The following is a 2137-nucleotide window of genomic DNA, read 5'->3' as shown; positions in this document are numbered from 1 at the left end:
GCGGGCCTCGCGCAGCCAGCCCTCGCGGGTGGCGGCGTCGGAGCCGGCGATCGTCCGGAAGACCACCCGGCGGACGTCGTCGACGCCCACGTAGGGCAGCACGCAGGCGGTCCAGATGCTGTGCAACGGGTCGCCGAACTCGGCCCGCTCCCGCTCGGCGGGAGTGTCGGAGGTGTTCACGACGAGGGCCCGGCGGGCGTTGAGCAGACCCACCGGCTCGCCCTCGCCGGTCCCCAGCTTGTAGGCGACGCCCGGCACCAGCACCCGCTGGACCCAGCCCGTGAGGACGGCCGGCGGCATGCCCCACCAGTTGGGGTGGACGAACACCAGGACGTCGAGCGTGGCCACCTCCGCGCGGTGCGCCGCGACCTGGGCGTCCTCGGCGCTCCCGGCGGAGCGGACGGTCTCCGTCTCCTCTGCGGACAGCGCGGCCGCGAACCCCTCGGCGTGGAGGTCGTGCGCCACGACCTCGCAACCGCGGTCGCGCAGCTCCTCCACCACGGCGTCGAACACCGCGTGGTTGAAGCTGCCGGGCCGCGGGTGTGCCAGATAGACCCCCGCACGCGTCATTCGTCCCCCCGGACAGCGCCTCGTGAACCGTACGGTCGCCCACGGTCGCACAGATCGCCCGTCACCACCACCGACGGCCGGCCGGGCGCCGGGCGGACCCGGTCCGCGGCCGGACGGCCGCCGTCAGCGCCCGCGCCGGACCACGCACAGGGCCCAGATGACGAACCCGGAGAGCGCGATCACGACGATCGACCACAACGGCGCGTAGGGCAGGGAGAGGAAACTGGCGACGACGACGAAGGCGGCGACGGCCACCCCCGCGACGCGGGCCCACCGCTCCGACCGGAACAGCGCGACGGCGACGAGCGCGGCGAGCACGCCCAGGGCGAGGTGGATCCAGCTCCAGCCGGTCAGGTCGAACCGGAACACGTGGTCGGGCGACGTGGCGAAGACGTCGTCCCCGGCGATGCCCATGATCCCGCGGAGGACCTCGAGCAGGCCGGTGAGGAGGAGCATCACGGCGGCGAAGAGGTACAGCCCGGTGGCCCATCCCTGCTTGGCCGTGTAGGCGGTCCGTTGGTGCGTCGTGGTCATCGTGTGTCTCGTTCCGTGCGGTCCGAGGGCGCGCGTCCGGCGGGGCCGGGGCGTTCAGGCGCCGGAGGTGTGCGAGGTGTGCGGGGCGGAACCCGGGGGCGTCGGACCGTGGCCGGACAGCACCAGTTCCTTCGCCCTGCGGAACTCCTCGTCCGTGATGTCGCCGTTGGCGCGGATCTCCGACAGCCGCGCCAGTTCGTCGACGCTGCCGGTCCGGCCACCGGACGCGACCGCGGCCGCCCTGAGGTACTCGCCGAGCTCCTCCTGCTGGGCACGCGCCTGCGCCCTCTCCCGGCGGCCCATGTCCTTGCCGCGGACCAGCACGTAGGCGAACACGCCCAGGAACGGCACGAAGGTGCAGAGCACCAGCCAGCCGGCCTTGGCCCAGCCGCTCAGCGTGTCGTCCCGGAAGACGTCGAGGACGATCCGGAAGAGCAGGGCGAACCACATGACCCACAGGAAGAACACGAACATGGTCCAGAGCGCGCCCAGCAGGGGGAAGTCGTACGCCAGGTAGGTGGTGGTGTCCATGTCGGTCCTCCGTCCGGCGGCCCGCTCCCGGCGGTGTCCGGCAGCGTTCTCGCCCACCTCATCGTGCCCACGGGACGCGCCGGGCGGCCTCACCCGGCACGGGTGAGACCGCCCGGGAGCCGGTCACTCCGGCAGCTGTCGCATCTCCACCACCCGCAGCCCCAGCGACTGGCAGCGCGCCAGCAGGCCGTACAGGTGCGCCTCGTCCACGACCGGGCCGTACAGCACGGTCTGCCCGGCCATCACCACGTGGTCCAGCTCCCGGAAGGACTCGGCGAGCGTCTCCGACAGATGTCCCTCGACTCGGATCTCGTAGCGCACAGGAAGTCCCTCCACGAGCGGACGCGTCTCCGGCAGGCCGACGGTGCCCTCCCCTGCGATCCTCCGCCCGCGCGCCGCCGCCGGCCTCACCCGCCGGAGGTGACCGCCGCCCTGCCGCGGGCGGACCGGGCCGTCACTTCAGAACGATCTTGAAGGAGATGATCAGCAGCCCCAGCAGCAG

Annotated in this window: 4 protein-coding genes; all 4 read right to left on the bottom strand. The window is 73.0% G+C overall.

The window, feature by feature from the left end; genetic code table 11:
• On the bottom strand, positions 1-570 hold a 570-nt coding region (locus tag HW445_RS28145; protein ID WP_180223676.1), incomplete at its 3' end, for an NAD(P)H-dependent oxidoreductase.
• Between the two features lie 123 nt (positions 571-693).
• Positions 694-1104 carry a hypothetical protein gene (locus HW445_RS28140; protein ID WP_180223675.1) on the bottom strand — a complete coding sequence of 137 codons (411 nt, stop codon included), beginning with the start codon at positions 1102-1104 and terminating at the stop codon, positions 694-696.
• Positions 1105-1158: 54 nt separating this feature from the next.
• Positions 1159-1635 (bottom strand): SHOCT domain-containing protein, encoded by a 477-nt coding sequence (locus HW445_RS28135; RefSeq protein ID WP_180223674.1) that lies wholly within the window; start codon positions 1633-1635, stop codon positions 1159-1161.
• A gap of 123 nt (positions 1636-1758) precedes the next feature.
• Positions 1759-1956: a hypothetical protein gene (locus HW445_RS28130; RefSeq protein WP_151771977.1), complete on the bottom strand. Its 198-nt coding sequence runs from the start codon at positions 1954-1956 to the stop codon at positions 1759-1761.
• Positions 1957-2137 lie beyond the last annotated feature (181 nt).

It is taken from the genome of Streptomyces sp. UH6, assembly GCF_013421635.1.
Lineage (GTDB): Bacteria > Actinomycetota > Actinomycetes > Streptomycetales > Streptomycetaceae > Streptomyces > Streptomyces abyssomicinicus.
The sequence above is the reverse complement of the archived record's forward strand: the minus strand, read 5'-3'. Positions and strand labels throughout refer to the sequence as shown.